Origin of the sequence: Deinococcus cellulosilyticus NBRC 106333 = KACC 11606, from assembly GCF_007990775.1 — a bacterium.
Classification (GTDB): domain Bacteria; phylum Deinococcota; class Deinococci; order Deinococcales; family Deinococcaceae; genus Deinococcus_C; species Deinococcus_C cellulosilyticus.
In genome coordinates this window covers 234,449-251,752 of the sequence record NZ_BJXB01000002.1, presented here as the reverse complement: position 1 = coordinate 251,752, position 17,304 = coordinate 234,449, and the positions used below count along the sequence as shown (strand labels likewise).

At 56.4% G+C, this 17,304-nt stretch carries 17 protein-coding genes and 1 tRNA gene; 5 read left to right on the top strand and 13 right to left on the bottom strand.

Annotated elements, in window-relative coordinates; all coding sequences use genetic code 11:
- Positions 1–55 precede the first annotated feature (55 nt).
- The 6 genes from DC3_RS03410 to DC3_RS03385 form a co-directional block, all read right to left on the bottom strand.
- On the bottom strand, positions 56–607 hold the full coding sequence (locus DC3_RS03410) for a nucleoside deaminase (RefSeq protein ID WP_146882335.1): 552 nt from the start codon (positions 605–607) through the stop codon (positions 56–58).
- On the bottom strand, positions 600–2,438 hold the full coding sequence (locus DC3_RS03405) for an alpha-amylase family glycosyl hydrolase (protein ID WP_146882334.1): 1,839 nt from the start codon (positions 2,436–2,438) through the stop codon (positions 600–602). Before DC3_RS03405 ends, DC3_RS03410 begins: the two co-directional genes overlap by 8 nt.
- A gap of 298 nt (positions 2,439–2,736) precedes the next feature.
- The gene (locus tag DC3_RS03400; RefSeq protein ID WP_146882332.1) at positions 2,737–3,576 is read right to left on the bottom strand and encodes a phytanoyl-CoA dioxygenase family protein; all 840 of its coding nucleotides are present in this window, start codon (positions 3,574–3,576) and stop codon (positions 2,737–2,739) included.
- A gap of 296 nt (positions 3,577–3,872) precedes the next feature.
- Complete coding sequence (gene chrA / locus DC3_RS03395; protein WP_146882330.1) at positions 3,873–5,012, bottom strand: chromate efflux transporter; 1,140 nt, start codon at positions 5,010–5,012, stop codon at positions 3,873–3,875.
- 74 nt (positions 5,013–5,086) lie between these two features.
- A complete protein-coding gene (locus DC3_RS03390) occupies positions 5,087–6,085 on the bottom strand; it encodes a LacI family DNA-binding transcriptional regulator (RefSeq protein WP_146882328.1) in 999 nt (332 codons plus the stop codon).
- 141 nt (positions 6,086–6,226) lie between these two features.
- On the bottom strand, positions 6,227–7,414 hold the full coding sequence (locus tag DC3_RS03385) for an MFS transporter (RefSeq protein WP_146882326.1): 1,188 nt from the start codon (positions 7,412–7,414) through the stop codon (positions 6,227–6,229).
- A gap of 184 nt (positions 7,415–7,598) precedes the next feature.
- Here DC3_RS03385 and DC3_RS03380 point away from each other — a divergent pair, with 184 nt between their 5' ends.
- Positions 7,599–8,084, top strand: a complete 486-nt coding sequence (locus tag DC3_RS03380; RefSeq protein WP_146882325.1) for a DUF262 domain-containing protein — start codon at positions 7,599–7,601, stop codon at positions 8,082–8,084.
- Between the two features lie 128 nt (positions 8,085–8,212).
- Positions 8,213–8,854, top strand: a complete 642-nt coding sequence (locus tag DC3_RS03375; protein ID WP_146882323.1) for a hypothetical protein — start codon at positions 8,213–8,215, stop codon at positions 8,852–8,854.
- A gap of 10 nt (positions 8,855–8,864) precedes the next feature.
- Here DC3_RS03375 and DC3_RS03370 read toward each other — a convergent pair whose 3' ends face one another.
- Both DC3_RS03370 and DC3_RS03365 read right to left on the bottom strand, forming a co-directional pair.
- Positions 8,865–9,464, bottom strand: a complete 600-nt coding sequence (locus tag DC3_RS03370) for a glycoside hydrolase family 19 protein (RefSeq protein WP_186815794.1) — start codon at positions 9,462–9,464, stop codon at positions 8,865–8,867.
- 277 nt (positions 9,465–9,741) lie between these two features.
- A tRNA-Ser gene (locus DC3_RS03365) sits at positions 9,742–9,831 on the bottom strand.
- 136 nt (positions 9,832–9,967) lie between these two features.
- On the opposite strand from DC3_RS03365, the gene hmpA reads away from it, so the two are divergent.
- From hmpA to DC3_RS03350, 3 genes are all read left to right on the top strand, one after another.
- Complete coding sequence (gene hmpA, locus DC3_RS03360; RefSeq protein WP_146882319.1) at positions 9,968–11,188, top strand: NO-inducible flavohemoprotein; 1,221 nt, start codon at positions 9,968–9,970, stop codon at positions 11,186–11,188.
- 99 nt (positions 11,189–11,287) lie between these two features.
- Entirely contained in the window at positions 11,288–11,707 is a 420-nt protein-coding gene (locus DC3_RS03355) for an RrF2 family transcriptional regulator (protein ID WP_146882317.1), read from the top strand.
- Positions 11,708–11,774: 67 nt separating this feature from the next.
- Positions 11,775–12,800, top strand: a complete 1,026-nt coding sequence (locus DC3_RS03350) for an aldo/keto reductase (RefSeq protein WP_146882315.1) — start codon at positions 11,775–11,777, stop codon at positions 12,798–12,800.
- A gap of 2 nt (positions 12,801–12,802) precedes the next feature.
- Here DC3_RS03350 and DC3_RS03345 read toward each other — a convergent pair whose 3' ends face one another.
- The 5 genes from DC3_RS03345 to DC3_RS03325 all read right to left on the bottom strand — a co-directional run bounded on the left by DC3_RS03345 (position 12,803) and on the right by DC3_RS03325 (position 17,259).
- Positions 12,803–13,801, bottom strand: a complete 999-nt coding sequence (locus DC3_RS03345) for an SDR family oxidoreductase (protein WP_146882313.1) — start codon at positions 13,799–13,801, stop codon at positions 12,803–12,805.
- Between the two features lie 138 nt (positions 13,802–13,939).
- Positions 13,940–14,455 (bottom strand): HD domain-containing protein, encoded by a 516-nt coding sequence (locus DC3_RS03340; RefSeq protein ID WP_146882312.1) that lies wholly within the window; start codon positions 14,453–14,455, stop codon positions 13,940–13,942.
- Between the two features lie 90 nt (positions 14,456–14,545).
- Positions 14,546–15,784 (bottom strand): DUF418 domain-containing protein, encoded by a 1,239-nt coding sequence (locus DC3_RS03335; RefSeq protein ID WP_146882311.1) that lies wholly within the window; start codon positions 15,782–15,784, stop codon positions 14,546–14,548.
- A complete protein-coding gene (locus DC3_RS03330) occupies positions 15,781–16,365 on the bottom strand; it encodes a TetR/AcrR family transcriptional regulator (RefSeq protein ID WP_146882309.1) in 585 nt (194 codons plus the stop codon). The genes DC3_RS03335 and DC3_RS03330 overlap by 4 nt, the downstream gene beginning before the upstream one ends.
- 99 nt (positions 16,366–16,464) lie before the next feature.
- Positions 16,465–17,259 carry a GNAT family N-acetyltransferase gene (locus DC3_RS03325; RefSeq protein WP_146882307.1) on the bottom strand — a complete coding sequence of 265 codons (795 nt, stop codon included), beginning with the start codon at positions 17,257–17,259 and terminating at the stop codon, positions 16,465–16,467.
- Between the last annotated feature and the right edge of the window lie 45 nt (positions 17,260–17,304).

The window sequence follows — 17,304 nt, the reverse complement described above, 5'->3', positions numbered from 1 at the left end:
TCAATCGTCCAGATCCTCAAAAAAGGATCTGGACTTTGTTGTCTTCAATGTTGCTTTATGGTTTTTCTGCCAGCTCTGCTGTTTCTGGATATCTCTCGACCCAGGCTTTCCATCCTTCTTCTGGATAGGCTTTTTTTGCTTCCGGGGCGAACAGTTTTGCGGCTTCCTGCTCGAGGTCCTCAAAGGGGCAAGGCACCACTTCTGTCTTTTCGTAGGCCGGGTGCATGTCCCACTTGATCAGGCGACCTGAGCCTCCCCACGGATCATCGCAGGCCCACACCACCCTTGCAAGCTGAATCATCCCGATGGCCCCTCCGCACATCAGGCAGGGCTCCAGGGAGGAGTACAGCGTGCACTCCTCTGGATTTTTCACCCGGCCCAGACGGTAGAAGGCCACCATTTCTGCGTGGGCGAAACTGGAGTCTGCGATTTCATGTGGCTGATTGGGCCAGGATTCGTGGGCGCGGTTGCGACCCTCTGCGATGATGTTGCCCTGACCGTCCACAATCACGCAACCAATGGGGGAGGACCCCTTTTCCACGCTTTCCCTGGCGAGTTCCAGGGTGCGCAGCAGAAAGGGGCGGTCCTCCGGTCTGACTTTACTCATCCTGCGAGAGGATCACGGCACTGTAGGGTCCCACAGAGACATGGGCATTGAAGGGCATGCCGTCCATTTCTCCCTCATTGGCAGTCACGTGGTTGCTCGGGACATTGTTGAATTCGCTGTCGTAGCCGTTCCAGTCGGAATTGAAGCGGACCTTCCAGAGGCCTCCACGTGGGAACCCGATGCAGAAGTGTTCCAGGGCTGTTCCAGAGAGGTTGACCACCACAATGACATCGTCTTTCGGGCCTCCCTGTTCAAAGCGGTGGTAGGCCAGCATTTTCTTGTCGATGTCGACCCGGTGCACCGTCACGTGGGGCCCTTTGAGGCCAGCGGTGGTCCCGGAGGCATTCTGTCTCAGCTGTTTGAGGTCCCGGTAAAGCTGGGTGATCCCCTGATTTTGTTCGCCGAGGGTCCAGTCGAGCATGTTGTTGTCGTCAAACCAGCCTCCGGCGAGCATTTCCTGTCCCTGGAAGATCATGGGAATGCCCGGGGAGGTGAAGGTGATGCAGGCCCCGAGGGTGGAGCGCTTCTTGGCGTAGTAACTGCCAGAATTGTTGGGCCAGATTTCTTCGGGGACCCGTGCATGTCCGTTGGCGACTTCATCGTGGGATTCGGTGTAAATCACCCGACTGAAGGCTTCATTGTTGTAGCAGTTGGTCACGGCGTTTGCCACGGCCTGGGTGTTGCGGTGGACATCCTCCTGCACGATGAGGGCCTCGCGCACCGGGTGCACAAAGCCAGCATCCCACTGGGCATCAAAGCCCAGACCCCCTTCAGAGGTGGGTGCAGTCACCAGGGCATTGCCGCGCAGGTCTTCTGCGATGGTGATTTTCCAGGGCTGTCTGGCCTCAATCTCGTCGTTGATCCAGCGCAACAGGCCCCAGCCTTCCTCAAGGTCGTCTCCGGGGTTCTCATTGCCCTGCACATTGCGGATGTAAGCTGTTGCATCAAAGCGCAGGCCGTCCATGTGGAATTCTTCCAGCCACAAAAGGGCGTTGTCCCGGATGTACTGGCGCACTTCTTCACGGCCATAGTCGGGGCGGGTGTCGCCCCAGGGGGTGGCTGAGCGCCAGTCATTGTAGAAGTAGATGCCCCCCTTGTCGTTCTCACTCCAGCCATCGAATTGCCAGAGGTCCAGGTCAGAGGGTCCGAAGTGGTTGTAGACCACGTCGATCAGGACAGCGATGCCTTTTTCGTGTGCGGCCTTCACAAAACGCTTCAGGGCATTGGGTCCACCATAAGCCCCTTCCACAGCGAAGGGGTGGGCAGGGTTGTATCCCCAGGAGATGTCCCCTGCAAATTCCATGGGGGGCATGATCAGCAGGGTGTTCACCCCGAGTTCAGAGAGGTAATCCAGTTTTTCGATGGCAGAATCAAAAGTGCCCCGCTCGCCTTCGGAGGCATTGAAGGTGCCCACATGCATTTCGTAAATGACCATCTCGTTCCAGGGTGGAACGCGGTACTCCTGCAGGTCGCCCCAGTCGAAGGTGGGGTCATAGACAATGCATTCGCCAACAGAACTGGTCACTTCACGGGCGTAAGGGTCCATCTTCCATTCGTCGAAACTCTTGTTTTTGATTCTGAACTTGTAGGTTGCACCCGGTTTCACTCCAGGCACAAAAACAGACCAGTAACCATTTTTTTCTTTTGCGAGCCGGTGCTCGGTTTTGTTCCAGTTGTTGAAATCTCCGCCCACACAGACAGCGGTGGCGTGGGGTGCCCAGACCCGGAAACTGACCCCTTCGGGACTGGGAATGGCTCCCATGCCCGGGATGTGGGAGGGCTCCACTTTCTTTTTGGTCTGCTTGGCGGGTTGATCCTTTGCTAAAGTCATGTCCTACTCCTCACTTGAAATGCCGGTTCTGGTGTGGGACCCATTTTGAACCATCACTCAGAATTTGATGATTGCAGCAAGAAATCTATGACCAATCGTACAGAGGAATGAAATAGACGGTGTTCAGCTCGGTCTTTTTGCTGCTTCGCCTACTTTCTCAGCTGAGCCTGCACATTTTGCCGCTCGCCTCTATTGATGCCATCCTGCACATGAAATTGTCAAGAGACAAAAAAATGGAGAAGATTTCTCCTCTCCAGCTGGGGCAGCAAAAATGCCTGTTTTGATTTGAAATTTTTTGTCAGGCCTCGCCCATCATCAGGCCCTCGATGGAGTGCTTCTGTGAGATGGGTTCGAGTTCGGCCACAATCCGGCACAGCAGATGCTGTTTCACCTGTTCTGGAAGGGCATCATGGAATTTCTGGGTCACCTGCAGGTCATGGCGCTCATGGTTGTTGGCTCCGGGAGCGTCTACACCCAGCACCAGCACAGGACGGGATTTGTTCGAGTGGTTGGCGGTTCCCCGGTGAATGGTCAGGGCAGAGCGCACAGAGATGTCGCCCATTTTGGGCATTTTCTGTTCTGCCCGTTCCTGATAGCGTGGGTAGAAGCTCTTGGGAGGGAACATCTCGTGCTCGAACTGTGAAGCGTCATCCCACTGGGTGCCAGGTGCGATTTCAAAAGGCCCCATGTCGGGTTCCACATCCACGGTGGTGACATTGAAGGCCAGTGAATTGAGGCGGCGACCCTTGATGGTGTCTTCAGGGGCAGGAAAATCCCGGTGCCAGGGCTGGTCCTGAGCGCCTGGGTTGGGCACGTCAAAACCAATCTCCACGATTTTGTAGTCCAGTCCGAGCACGGCCTCACACACGGTCTGGACCCAGGGATGGCCCACCAGTTCCACAAAGCCCCGGATGTCCTCTGGGTGGATTTCCACATAGTGGCGTTTGGGACCGCGACCAACAGCCCCGCCTGGACGTTTGAGTGCATCTTCGTACAGCACAGCGATGTCTTCACCGAGTTGCTGTGCCCACTCGCGGGAGAAAGCCCCTTTGAGTCCGAGGATGCCATCCCCATAGAGTGCGCCCATGATTCTGGCAATGTCGTACTGGGATGCTGGTGCCTGTACAGCTTCACTCATTTTGAACCTCCCTGGAATACCACCATATTGCAAGAAAACTCGTTATAAATCAAGTTTCTTTTAAAAAACCAGAGGCAAAGGCTGTTCTCTGCATTGTGAAAGTCGGAGGGCCAGAAGTGTTTGACGTAAAGCTGTGCTGTGTGCTGATGAATGAAAAACATGAGGCTTCGATTTTGTCTGAGCGCAAAACAGAATTTGCCAAGTGCAAATTCTGGTCTGGGTTCATCACTTGCTCATGCAATCTCGCCAATTTACTTGTTAAAAACAAAAAATCTGGTGACAAACTTGCGGGGTTTTTAACCCAGCAGGAAATAGCCCAGCAGGCCTCCAGCAAAGACCACCACATGGGCAGGGACCTTCATGACATGCAGCAGGACGAAGCTGGCAACCACCCACACCCACTCGATCCAGCTGGAGGGCCGGATGGTCCATCCAGCATCAAGCAGGGCTGCAAAAAGCAAACCCACCACAGCTGCATTCACCCCTTTCAGGGCAGATTGCAGGGTTGGATGGGTTTTAATGCTGTCCCAGACTGGCATGATCGCCAGGACCAGCAGGAGAGCAGGCAAGAAAATCCCGACGGTGGCAATCAGACCTCCCCAGGCAGGAAGCACCCCGGGAAAAGTGGCCCCCAGAAAGGTGCTGATGGCAAACACAGGACCGGGAATGGCCTGGGCGGCCCCATAGGCTCCCAGGAACTGTTCCGGGGTTAGCCAGGTGGCCACAGGTTGCAACAGAGGCAAAACCACATGCCCCCCTCCGAACACCAGGCTTCCGGTGCGGTACATTTCTCCGAAGACCCTGAAATAAGGTGAGAATCCCAGCAGCAGGGGAGAGACCAAGAGCAGCACAGTGGCCACCCCAAGATAGATCCCGGTTTTTTTCAGGTTCAGTTGTTGTTTCTGGATGGTGCCCGCTTGCCTGAAAAACTGCACTCCATAGATCCCACCCAGAGCGATCACCAGGACACTGGTCCATGCTCCAGGCAATGACAGCATGATCAGGCCACTGATCAAAGCCATCAGGCGGCGGCTCCAGTCCGGGGCCAGTGTGCGGGCCATGCCCAGCACTGCACTGAGGATCACGCTGAGGGTCAACAGGCTGAGCCCTCGCACCAGACCTCCTCCCAGCAACTGGTTTGCACCGAGGGCCAGGGCCAGCATGATCAGGGCAGAAGGGGTGGTGAACCCAATCCAGGCCAGCACTGCGCCAGGGGTTCCAGCCCGGAGCTTGCCAATGCTCATGCCCACCTGACTGCTGGAAGGTCCAGGGAGGAAAGTGCAAAGGGCGACCAGATCCGCATAATCGGCATCCGAAAGCCATTTTCTGCGGTTCACAAATTCTTCCCGGAAGTAACCGAGGTGGGCCACCGGGCCACCGAAACTGGTGCAGCCCAGGCGCAGGAAAGTGAGAAAAACATCCAGAGCAGGATTCATCCTGTCCATGCTAATGGGCGCAGGTCAGGAAAAACAGGGTGCCTGCTGGACAGGCACACCAGAAGTTGTCCAGTTTATCTTGCCCGGGCCGCAGATTCGCGAATGACCAGCTGAGGGGTGATCTTCTCCAGCTGCACTTCCTCATCATTGAGCATCTTCAGCAGGGCGGTTGCGGCAGAAAGACCAAGTTCATGCATGGGCTGTCTCACCGTGGTCAGGGGAGGCATCATGTACTCCGAATTGCGGGTGTCATCAAAGCCGACCAGGGAGACTTCCTCTGGCACCCGGATGCCCCGGCGGTACAGGGCCAGTCTGGCCCCATAAGCCATCTGGTCGTTTGCTGCAAAGATCGCAGTGAAAAGCGTCCGGGACTCCAGTAGTGTGGCCACGGCCAGACTGCCTGAAGCCTCCTGAAAGTCTCCCTGCACCACCAGTTTCGGATCGATGTCCATGCCGAAATCCTTGTGGGCATCGTAATAACCTCTGAGGCGCTCACGGGCATCCACATGGTCATCTGGGCCCGAAATGTGGGCAATGCGGCGGTGCCCCAGATCAAAAAGGTACCGCACCAGGTTGCGTGCCCCTGCATAATTGTCCACGGTGGCACAGTGCTGCTCGAATCCTGGGATGGTCCGGCCAATCGTCACAATGGGCATGGATTCTGCAAGGGCACTCAGGGATTTTCCCTCCAGATGCCCCCCCATGATGATCAGGCCGTCCACCCGGCCAATCAGGCGCTGCAGGGCGAGGGCTTCATCCTCGGGTTTCCAGTGGCCATCCATGAACACCGGCACGTACTCGGTGCCCCTCAGGGCTTCCTGAATGCCCAGCAGGGCAGCCCCGTAAAAAGGACTTGCAATGTCCTGGGTGAGCACCCCAATGGAGAGGGTGCGGCCCTGAACCAGACCTTTGGCCACCAGATTGGGCTGGTATTTCAATTGTTGAATGGCTTCTTCCACCTGCTGCCGTTTTTTTTCACTGACCCGGGCTGTCCCTGCCACAATTCTTGACACGGTGCTCGGAGAAACTCCGGCTGCCTGGGCCACATCCAACAAAGTCACTTTCTTTTTCATGCCCGCCTCTTTTGTGCGCAGATCATCTGACCAGATGGGAACCGTTGCAACATGGCCCACCTCTCGGATGTGGATGTGGAAAGGCCGACGGATCGGTCCTGGTTCCCTGTCCAGTGGGGGTGTCCAGCAAAAAGCCCACCTTCAGGAAACGCGCTTCACTTCTCCAGCACGTCTTAAATATACCCCAATTGCTGTAATGAGGCTGATGGCAAGCGCAACACTGTACATGGTTGAAAAACCAGAACTGGACACCAGCAGCCCGCCTCCAAGGGCACCTGCCGCTGCGGCACTCCACACAAACACATCCAGTTTGCCCTGCGCTGCCGCTCTTGCTTCAGGGGGCAGGCTGGAGGTGAGCAAGCTGGACCCGGCCACATAACACAGGTTCCAGCCCACCCCCAGCACAAACAGGGCCACACCCATCTCGGTGATGCTGTGCCCCAGCATGCCCAGAATGGCACTGGCCGCCAGCAGCACCGTGCCTGCCAGAATCATGTTGCGTGCCCCGAAACGGTCCACCCAGTGCCCGGTGATCCAGGCCAGTCCGAACATGCCCACCACATGTCCGGTCATGACGGTGGAAATGGCTTCCAGGCCGTGTCCCATGTGCTGGGCATGCACGGGCATCATCACCATGAGCATCAGCATGATGCCCTGACCCACCATCATGCCGATCAGGGCCAGCTGAACCTGGGGCTGTTTCAGCAATTCACCGACAGAAAGTTGCACACGTGCAGTGTTTCTGGGAACATCTGTGGGTTTTGCAGTGAAAAACACTCCCACCAGCACACTGGCGAGGGCCAGAAACAGGGCACTGAGCAACCATCCTGCCTCATTCTCAGGAAGCTGGTAGGCCTCGGCCAGTTGCTTCAGGACAGGAATGCACAGCCGGGTCACCACTGCCCCGATGGCACTGCAGGTCAGGAGCCACCCAATGAACTGCCCGCGACGTTCAGGTTTCACCAGTTCACTGACCGCATACCGGGTCTGGTTGATGCCTCCATTGGCAAGACCCACCAGCAGAATCCCTATCATGAATCCCCAGAAATGCCCTGCCAGGGCCTGCCAGCAGGCCAGAGCCGCCCCCACGGTTCCTAAAAGGAAAGCCAGGGTGAGTCCCGCCCTGCGGCCATGTCGGGCCATGTACTGTCCTGCAAAGTAAGCGCTGAATGCTGATGCCAGCAGATTCACGGTGGAGGGGAGTCCGGCGTAACTTTCATCGTCCATCAATTTGACGGCGAGGACACTGGCAAGAGCAACCCCGATGGTGGTGGCACTTGTCGAAAGTGCCTGGGCGGTGAACAGGGCGGCCATGCTGCGCTGGGTCATGCTGCTTACTCTAACCAGCTGAACAACTTCTGTACAGGTGATGGGGTCACAAGAGCAGCAGTTGAAACCTGCAGAAGGCCCATCACAGCGAAGCCTGTGGCTTGAAGTGTTGTAAGAGGGTGTCAGAATTCATCAAGAGCTCATCTGTTACCCTGCAGTCAAGACTCCCAGAGGAGGAAACCCCATGACGATTCCCCCGACCCTGATTCAGGGACCTGCCCAGCCTTACACCCTGATCCATTACAGCAACCGCCACCGGGAAACCCGCATGCGTTACCTCGAAGGCTACATTTGTGGTCACCGGATTCCTCCGTTCCATCAGCCGCTGCAGTGGTCCACACAGCAGCAACAGCAGTTCATTGAGAATGTCTGGCTCGGTCTGGGCTTTGGTCAACTGGTGATCACCATTCACCCTGAGCGTGCCGAACTCAGCCGACTGGTCATTGATGGGCAGCACCGACTCACTGCCCTGCAGAACTACCTGGACAACGAATTCCCTGTGTTTGGGCAGTACTGGCGCGACCTCAGCATCTCCGACCAGATGCGCTTTGAAGGCATTCCTGCCCCCACCATCGTGCTCTCTCAGGACCATGAGCTTGAAGATAAGAACCTGCGCGACATCTACGAGCGTCTGAATTTCAGCAAAATCAGAGAACCTGAACTGGTCTGAATGGTTTGCATTCCCAGAGCCCTCCTTGCAGGGCTTTTTGTGTTTTGTTTAGAGCAGAACATGAAGACCAAAACCCACCTCTCCCACAAATTCTGACCTCTGAACAGGATAAAATCAGGACCTTCACCATGATCCCCAGACCTGAACTGCTGACCCACCCCAACATCCCCAAACCCCTGCATGGCCTCGCCCCGAGAGAGATTCTGGGCCGGGAATGGTGGGATGAGCAGCGCAGAGAGGCCTACGCGAAGCATCACCACCACTGCTGGGCGTGTGGCATCCACAAACGGGAAGCCCGTTACCACCGCTGGCTGGAAGCGCATGAATCCTACACCATCGATTACACGGCAGGCAGCATGGAAATGACAGAGATTGTGGCCCTGTGCCACACCTGCCACAACTTCATTCACACCGGACGCATGACGGCGCTCTGGCAAAGGGGCCTTTTTGACACCCGCAAAGCCCTGTACATCCTGCAGCGCGGGTTCAAGATCGTCAAGGGGGCAGGTCTGTCTCCGTTTTATGTGGGTGCAGAGCTGTACGCCCTGATTCTGGAAAAACAGCGGCATCCACTGGCAGAAGAGGCGTTCAGGCGGGCTGAAGAATTGAAGCAGCAATTTGATGCCCAGACTGGAATTGTGGCTCCCTGGGAGGTCTGGCACCTGAAGTTGCTGGGCGAGACCCACCCCACCCGATTTCGGAATGAACAGGAATGGGCTGCGCACTATGCCGCCCTTGACGGTGTGGCGCAGCCCGAATCTGCTGTTTGATGTGCTGGATTCAGCTGAGCAGGGACATGATTTTCTGGAAGTAGGCCTGCCTGCTCTGCAAACCGGTCAGACCTCCGTTGATGGCGCGGGTCACCCCTTCAATGTCGTTTTTGTCTGCGTAAACGTTGATGTTGTGGTCCTGCCAGAACGCCGCTGCAGTCTGCGCACTCACGCCAATCTGCAACAGCAGATCGGGGTTGTTCACCAGATCAAAGCCGGTCTTCTGGCCATAGTGGGTGTAGTTGTTGCGGCCCGTCAGTTGAATGAAGCCCCGCCCACGGTATTTGTACCCGTCTCCAGGCTGGGTGTTGCCCATGCGTCCGCCATAGACCTTGTTTCCAAGAGCCTCAGGATTCATGGCGCAACTCTGGGCAGCTTCCATGCTGGGAAACCTGCTGGGCCACACCTGACACAGACGCTTCGCTGAATAATTCAGGTTCTCCTCCTGGGGCACCAGACTGGACTCTGCGGTGAGCTGTGCAAGCCAGTGGGCCACCCGCAGTTTGGTGTTGATGCCATACTGGTCTGCTGCTTTCTGCAGTTTGTCGGCAGTGACATCGGGTTGTTTCAGATTGGGATTGAGGGCCTGAATCAGGGTTTTGGTGATCATGGGTGACTCCTTCGCATGCATGGGGCAGGATCAACTGGACGGGAAACTCAGAAGGGTGGCTGTCTTCAGACCAATTGGCTGAAAACTTATCCAGTGCTCACAATTTATCCACCAATATATTCAGTTTAGAAGTCAGGTGCAGAGGAGTGATAAGGGAAAACCCCTAAAAAAGGTCAGGGAAAGCAATGGTCCGGGTCACTTGATTTCTGAAGTCAAAACCGAGACCATCCCAGGGCCACAAAAACAAAAAAGTCCGGCGGAAAACCGGACTGGATTCTGGCGGAGAGAGCGGGATTCGAACCCGCGATAGGTGTTACCCTATACACGCTTTCCAGGCGTGCTCCTTCAACCACTCGGACACCTCTCCCTGGGAATGTTGCCTGAGCCGAACTCAGGAACGGAATAGATTGTATCACTTTTTCTGGAAAATGCTAGGGGGGTCCCCCGGGGACATTTCTCCCATTTTTAATATATATTTTAAATGCATATTTTAAGGAGCCCACATGCTGACCGAAACCCAACTGCAACTGATCAAAGCCACCGTCCCAGTGCTGAAAGAGCACGGAGCGACCATCACCGCCCACTTTTACAAAAGGATGTTTGCCCGTCATCCTGAATTGCAAAACGTCTTCAACCTGACCCACCAGAAGACCGGTGCCCAGTCCCGCAGCCTTGCTGCCTCGGTGCTGGCTTACGCCGAGTACCTTGACCAGCCTGGATTTCTGTCTGGCATGGTCGGCAGAATTGCCCACAAGCATGCCAGTCTGGAGGTCCTGCCCGAGCACTATCCCATCGTGGGTGAAAACCTGCTTGCAGCCATTCAGGAAGTGCTGGGCGAGGCTGCCACACCAGAGATCATCGACGCCTGGGGCGCAGCTTATGGCATCCTTGCCGACATCATGATAGGTGCAGAGAAAAGCCTCTATCAGGCCGCTCCCTGGGAGGGATTCAAAGCCTTCACCGTGGTGAAGAAAGTGCAGGAAAGTGCCCAGATTGCCTCACTGCACCTCAAGCCTGCGGATGGTGCACCCCTGGCTCCCTTTAAGCCCGGTCAATATGTGAGCATCCGCATCAAGACAGACAGCATGCCTTACACCCAGATCCGCCAGTACAGCCTTTCTGATGCCCCTGGTGGTGACACCCTGCGCATCAGTGTGAAACGGGAACTGGCTCCCGAAACCGATCCTACCCTTGAGGCAGGTGTGCTGTCCAACATCCTGCATGACCACATCCAGGAGGGAGACACCCTGGATGTGCATGCCCCGATGGGTGAATTCGTGCTTCAGGAAAGAGGCCGCCCGGTGGTCCTCCTTGCAGGTGGCGTGGGCATCACTCCTCTGCTGAGCATGGCCAAAGCCGCAAAAGAATCTGAAGTGCACCTCCTGCAGTTTGTGATGAAGCGGGAAGACCATGCTTTCAGAGAAGAGCTGCAGAACCTGCAACAGCAGAATCAAAAAGTCAAAGTGACCACCTTCTACACCCACCTCGGTGCAAACGATGTTCTGGGCGTGGACTGCCAGGAAATGGGCCTGATCACCACCGAGAAACTGCTGAGGTATGTGCCTCTTGATGCAGACTTCTATTACTGTGGTCCTGTCGGGTTCATGCAGGCCATTGAGGGCATTCTGGATGACCTGCAGGTGCCTGCAAACCGCCGCTTCTTCGAAGCTTTCGGACCCACCCAGGACTTCAAGGTGGGGCCCGAGCGGGAGCTTCATCCCTGAACAAACAACCCTGCAATTTGCTACTGTGAGGCATCAACTGCGATGTCCGGCGAAGGGCCATCCCTTCCCGGACGTTGCAGAAGGGAAGATGCCTGACCCATGCAAGTGACCCGATTCACCGACCTGAGCCTGCGCCTGCTGATGCACCTGATGCAGACCCCCGATCACTCCCGCGCCACCGTGCAGGAAGTGGCTGACCGCTTCAATGTGCCCTACAACCACCTCAACAAGGTTGCCCACGCCCTCTCCAAAATGGGCATCATCCAGGGCAGCAAAGGCAAGAATGGCGGCATCCGTCTGGTCAAGGCTCCCTCTGAGGTGAGGCTTGGAGACCTGGTGCGCCTCACTGAACCCCAGGCCGACATCATAGACTGCAACATCGGACCCTGCCCCCTCCGGGGGAACTGCAAGCTGAAATGCGTGCTGGTGGATGCCCGCGAAGCATTCTATGCCAAACTGAACGAGTACACGCTGGCAGATGTGGCCGCGACCCCGTTCATTCAACTGGAAGCCCAGTGACAGCGGTGTTGTAAAACTCGGGTATGCTTGATCCTGAACGCAACATTATGCAGGATCAAGGAGGCCCATGATGACCCCATCCCCCACACCCTCTCTGACCGACACCGTACAGGTGGGCAGAGGTGCCACCGTGACCCGTCTGGGGCTTGGCGCTTCCGTTCAGGGAGGGCTCTTTCAACCTGTTTCAGAAGAAGATGCCAGAGCGGTGTTCCAGGCAGCCTGGGACGCAGGCATTCGCTTTTATGACACGGCACCCTGGTATGGTTACGGCGAATCCGAGTTTCGACTCGGCGATTTCCTGCAGCAGAAATCGGGCTTCACCGTTTCCAGCAAGGTGGGCCGTCTGCTTCGAGAGGGCATTCCTCCCCACCCAACCCAGCTGGACAGCGATGGCAACCGTGCCTTCAAAACAGACCTCCCCCTCAACGTGATCTACGACTACAGCTACGACGGGGTGATGCGCTCTTTCGAGGAGACCCTGCAGCGCATGAAGCTGGACCACCTCGACATGGTGTTCATCCATGATCCAGACTCGGTGGGTGTCACCGCGCAGGAACTGATGCAGGGAGCTTATCAGGCCCTGGTTGAGCTGCGGGAGCAGGGCCTGGTCAAGGGCATCGGTGCAGGCATGAACCAGTGGGAAATGCCCCATGAACTCCTGCAGGCGGGAGACTTCGATGTGTTCCTGCTGGCCGGAAGGTACACCCTTCTGGAACAGCACAGCATGCCCTTCTTGCAGACCTGCATCGAGAAGGGGGCAAAGATCATTGTGGGAGGGGTTTTCAACAGCGGTCTGCTCGCCAACCCAAAACCCGATGCGAAATACAACTACTCGCAGGCCCCTGAGCTCATGCTGCAACGCGCGCTCGCCATCCGGGAAGTGTGTGAGCTGCATGGCATCTCCATCCGGGCAGCAGCCATGCAATTTCCGCTGGCACACCCTGCGGTGGCCTCCGTGTTGCTGGGTGTGCGCACCCTGAAGCAGCTGCAGAGCAACCTCCAGGATTACCAGACCCCCATTTCTGCAGATTTCTGGAAGGAACTGCAGCACAGGGGCCTGATTGCAGAAGATTTTCCGTTCTTGCCTGTTTGATGTCAGCTGCGGGCGCGGCGCATCACCACAGAGCCAATCAATGTTGCGGCAGCCAGGGCAAGCAGTCCTCTGGCTGCCGGACTGACTTTCAGGCGGGTGTACAGGCTGGCGCGGGGTTTTCCAGCATCGTTGTCACTGACCACTCCCTCTGACATGGGCTCATACATGTTGCCCGACCTGGGCTGACCGGGGTTGTCGTGCTGGGAGGCTTTCACCATGGTGCGGGCAAAAAAGCGGTCTGCGATGCGTGGGGCGAATCTGGAGAACAGGGCCATGTTGGCAGCCGCACCTCCCACATAAATGTCTCGCACACGAGAGGTTGCGGCCTTCAAAATGGCCAGCGTGACCTCTTTTGGGCTGTACCTGGGTGGAGGGAACCAGGGCTGCTTCTCGGTGTAATATCGGGCACTGAGCAGCAGAGGCGTGCTGATCGCTGCAGGTTTGATCAGGGAGATGGATACCGGCAACTTGTCGTGCATCACCTCCATGCGCAGCGAATTGGTGAAACCCTTCAGGGCATGCTTGCTGGCCACATAGAAACTCTGCAGGGGATAGGGCACATCGGACGCCACACTGGCCACATTGATGATGGCACCTCCCCGGTCCTTCAGGTGGGCCAGGGCCACCAGGGAACCATGGACCATTCCCCAGAAATTGGTGTCAAAGAGGCGTCTGGCATCTTCTTCGGTGATGTCCTCGGCCTTGCCCCACATGTCCACTCCGGCGTTGTTGATCCAGGTGTCAAAGCCTTCGTAAACCTTTCTGGCAACCCTGGCGATGCGCTCAACATCTTCACGCACCCCCACGTCCGCCACCACATAAATGGCCTCTCCACCCTGGTTCTTGATGTCCTGGACCACCTCTTTCAGCACGTCTTCATTGCGGGCAGCCAGAACGACTTTTGCTCCTGCTTTTGCTGCCTCACGCGCCGTCTCCAGCCCGATTCCGCTGGACGCTCCGGTGATGACCATGACCTGCGCTCTGAGCGGTTTCAGCTTCATTGATGCCTCCTTTTCCCTCCCCCTGTTCCTCGCTCATGGTGCCAGAGGGGAGAAGTCAGGGTTTTGGTGAATGGCACAATGTTGAGAGCGGTCAGCCATCAGCTCTCAGCAGTCAGCGCGATCAGGAGGGTGACTTTCTCAGACCTCTCCGATTTCTTCCATCCCTGGATACATCTCCTGCAGGGACTGGTTGATGGCCCACAGGATGGTGCTTTCTTCACGCGAATGGGGGAGGCTGAGGTATTTCGGATCAGGGCGGATGCCCACCCGCATCAGGTCCAGGCGGTCACTGTCCCAGCAGGCCCCGATGGTGACCACATCTGTGGGCTTGCCTGTGGTGTGGTGCTGCACGGCATACTGCAACACCTCGAACTGCTGGTCTGTGCAGTCAAAGTACTGGCCTCGCCATTTCAGCATGGCTTTTGCAGCTGCAGGTCCGTGTTCCAGATCCCAGTCGTCGTTTTTTCTGCGGGAGTCGTGCAGCAGGCTGAAGAGTTCCAGCACCACCGGATCAGCGGTGCTGTGGGCGGCCAGCCTCTGTCCAATTCTGCCCACCCTTGCCCAGTGCGCCGGGCCGTGAATGGAGGAGAGGGGCAATTGGAATTGTTCAAGCAGAAAGGCGTGGAGGTCAGGGAAATTTTCAGACAGCTGCATGGTTCAAGCATAGTGTGGGTGCAGGTCAGGAATGCTTATCTGTGTAACAAAAGCCTCCGGAATCACTCCCAGAGGTTGGAGATTGGACTTTCAGGTGGCTGGGGTCTCTGCTTTGCGCTGCAGCCTTTCCACCCTGCGGTAGGTGAGTGAACGCCACAGCCATTCCAGCGGTCCATACTGGCATCTGGACAGCCACCAGTGTGAGAAGGTCAGCTGAACGCCCCAGATGAGCAGCACGATTCCCAGTTGTTCCATGCGGTTCACCTTTCCGTACAGGCCCAGTCCGGTGAAGATCAGGGCTGCAAGGATGGACTGTCCGATGTAATTGCTGAGGGCCATCTGCCCCAGGGTGGTCAGCCGCTGTTGCAGAATCAGGAAACGTTCCGAGCGAGCCCAGAGCATCATCATTCCCAGGTATCCTGCGGCCATGAAAGGGGTGTAGAGACTGCTCAGCATTTTCCCTGTGAAGAGACTGTGTGTCACGTCCCAGCCATGCTGATGTTGCTGGTACAGCGCAAACAGCGAAAGGGGAAGCCCAATGCCAAACCCCACTTTCACGCATCTGCTGTACAGCTGTGTGGAGGCCTTTCCAGTGATGATGCCCCATGTGTACAGAGCCATCCCACAGAGCATCATGCCCAGGGCCCGGGCAAAGCCATCTGCGAGCACCACACCCAGCATGAGGTCCTTTGCTCTGGAAGGGGGAGTGTCAGGGGCATTGATGCCCAGACGGTAAGCCATCTGGTTGAGAAAGTCACTCTGGTAGACGGCAATGTCCTGCTGAATCACCGAAAGGGGAGGATGCCACAGGTTCTGCAGGGTTTTCAGTTCTGCAGCAGAGAATCCCTGCACGGTCTGCAGTCCTTGCACAAAAAGCGCAATTGGGGAAAGGAAAAGCATTAGACCAAGTCCGAATTGCCACGCTGGAGGAAGCCTGTGCAGGGGATAGAGCACCATCCCACACAGGGCGTAAACCAGCAGGATGTCTCCGTCCCACAGCAGGATCATGTGCAAAAGTCCAAACACCAGCAACCACCCATTGCGGATGTAGTGGATGCGGGCGGCAGGCCGCTGCTGGCTTTTCAGCTTCTGAATCAGCAGCATCATGCTGGCCCCGAACAGCAGGGAAAACAGGGCCATGAATTTCTGGTCTGCCAGCACGTACATGACGGAAAACTCCAGCTGGTTCCAGAAGTCCGTGCCTCCATACACGTTGGGGTTGTAATAGGCCTCGTCTGGCATGGAGAAGCTGCTGATGTTCATGAGCAGGATGCCCAGCAGGGCAAACCCCCTGAGCGTATCGATGGCTGTGATGCGTTTTGAATTCATAAACCCTCCAGTGGGCTGGTGTCAATCAGGAATTTTGCCATGTCCATCAGGCGGTCCCTTTTGCTTCGAGGCAAACCGAAGTCCATCAGGATGTCTCCACCGTAGGCCAGGGCGAGGATGGTGAAGGCCAGCTGTTCACTGGGGCTTTTTTTCATGCCAGGGCGGTGGGTCTGGATGGCCTCAGAGAGCAGGGTGCAGTAAAGCGTGTTGATTTCGGTCAGAAAAGCGCGGATCTGGGGGTGGCTGGACCCTTCCTGCACCAGGAGGGTGAGCATGCGACTGGTGGGGTCCTGTGGGTCCAGAAAGAAAGCTTCCAGAAGCAGGTGGAGTTGTTCTTCCTGAGGCTGGTGTTCTTTCAATTGTGCTGCTTCCAGGGTGGTGCGTTCCAGCAGGCGGTCCAGCAGCAATTTCAGCAGGTCTTCTCTTTTGCCAATGTAGTGGTGGATGGTCCCGAGGTTCACCCGGGCCTCTTCAGCAGTGCGCTGGAGGGTGGCTCCATCGAAGCCATAACGGAAAATGCACTGTTCGAATGCGTCCAGAATTTCTTCTCTGCGGATGTGGGTCAGGTCTTTGCGGCCCATGACACCTCCTGAATAGTTTATAAACAGTATTAAACTATTCAGGAGGTTCAAAGTCAATAGATTATAATAATTTATAATCTATTTTTTGTGCGGCCGAAATCATTCCCGGATGTACATCTGGAACACTCCCACCTGCTCAAAACCCAGACGCTCGTAGACCTTCAGGCCCTCAGGGGTGGCCATCAGGACAGCCATTTGATGCCCGATCTGGCGTGCATCGATCAGCGGTTTGAGGGTGATCAGGTGACCATAGCCTTTGCGGGTGTGTTCAGGCAGGGTGCCCACGAAATAAATACCGGCACTTTGTGGAGTCAGTCGCACACCACTGGTGCACACGGCCTCATCTCCTGCAAAACCCACGTAAAGTTTCACAGGCCACAGGTCGGATTCCAGCAGACGGGTAAACTGCCTGATCCTGACCTGTACAGCCTGAGGGGGCAGATGGTAGCTCACCTGACCCACCCTGGCCCACTGGTCCAGCAGACGGTCTGTTCTCACCTCCTCAATTCTGAAATCCTGTGGCAGATCAAGCGCTGGCAGTCCTTCCAGGCTTCTGCCCATCGCAATCAGATTGCTCCCTTTTCTGAACCCCTTTTCCATGAGTCGTTCTGTCAGGTCCACAGGACGGCTTTCCGGAGTGATCACCCAGTTCAGAGGCAGGTTTCGCTGCTCAAAGATGCTCAGGACCTCGTCAATGCGCTGGGTTGCATCTGATTCATCAAAGATGGAGCGCACCACAGAGTTGAGGGCCGCTATGGGAAACCCACCAATGCGGTAGGCCAGGTCCGGAGCATCGTGAATGACCAGTGGATGGTACATTCCCACCGGGAACATCTGGACGTAATTGTCAATGCAGGCCTGAAGCAGCTTTTCAGGAGTGGGATTGAGGGTCATGCCCCATCATATGGAAACATCTTCGCTGAAGAGGTGATGCAGATG

Bases quoted from the DNA above. Each gene is read 5' to 3' on its own strand.
- DC3_RS03410 (WP_146882335.1), bottom strand. From the start codon at position 607: ATGAGTAAAGTCAGACCGGAGGACCGCCCCTTTCTGCTGCGCACCCTG.
- DC3_RS03405 (WP_146882334.1), bottom strand. From the start codon at position 2,438: ATGACTTTAGCAAAGGATCAACCCGCCAAGCAGACCAAAAAGAAAGTG.
- DC3_RS03400 (WP_146882332.1), bottom strand. From the start codon at position 3,576: ATGAGTGAAGCTGTACAGGCACCAGCATCCCAGTACGACATTGCCAGA.
- chrA (WP_146882330.1), bottom strand. From the start codon at position 5,012: ATGAATCCTGCTCTGGATGTTTTTCTCACTTTCCTGCGCCTGGGCTGC.
- DC3_RS03390 (WP_146882328.1), bottom strand. From the start codon at position 6,085: ATGAAAAAGAAAGTGACTTTGTTGGATGTGGCCCAGGCAGCCGGAGTT.
- DC3_RS03385 (WP_146882326.1), bottom strand. From the start codon at position 7,414: ATGACCCAGCGCAGCATGGCCGCCCTGTTCACCGCCCAGGCACTTTCG.
- DC3_RS03380 (WP_146882325.1), top strand. From the start codon at position 7,599: ATGACGATTCCCCCGACCCTGATTCAGGGACCTGCCCAGCCTTACACC.
- DC3_RS03375 (WP_146882323.1), top strand. From the start codon at position 8,213: ATGATCCCCAGACCTGAACTGCTGACCCACCCCAACATCCCCAAACCC.
- DC3_RS03370 (WP_186815794.1), bottom strand. From the start codon at position 9,464: ATGATCACCAAAACCCTGATTCAGGCCCTCAATCCCAATCTGAAACAA.
- hmpA (WP_146882319.1), top strand. From the start codon at position 9,968: ATGCTGACCGAAACCCAACTGCAACTGATCAAAGCCACCGTCCCAGTG.
- DC3_RS03355 (WP_146882317.1), top strand. From the start codon at position 11,288: ATGCAAGTGACCCGATTCACCGACCTGAGCCTGCGCCTGCTGATGCAC.
- DC3_RS03350 (WP_146882315.1), top strand. From the start codon at position 11,775: ATGATGACCCCATCCCCCACACCCTCTCTGACCGACACCGTACAGGTG.
- DC3_RS03345 (WP_146882313.1), bottom strand. From the start codon at position 13,801: ATGAAGCTGAAACCGCTCAGAGCGCAGGTCATGGTCATCACCGGAGCG.
- DC3_RS03340 (WP_146882312.1), bottom strand. From the start codon at position 14,455: ATGCAGCTGTCTGAAAATTTCCCTGACCTCCACGCCTTTCTGCTTGAA.
- DC3_RS03335 (WP_146882311.1), bottom strand. From the start codon at position 15,784: ATGAATTCAAAACGCATCACAGCCATCGATACGCTCAGGGGGTTTGCC.
- DC3_RS03330 (WP_146882309.1), bottom strand. From the start codon at position 16,365: ATGGGCCGCAAAGACCTGACCCACATCCGCAGAGAAGAAATTCTGGAC.
- DC3_RS03325 (WP_146882307.1), bottom strand. From the start codon at position 17,259: ATGACCCTCAATCCCACTCCTGAAAAGCTGCTTCAGGCCTGCATTGAC.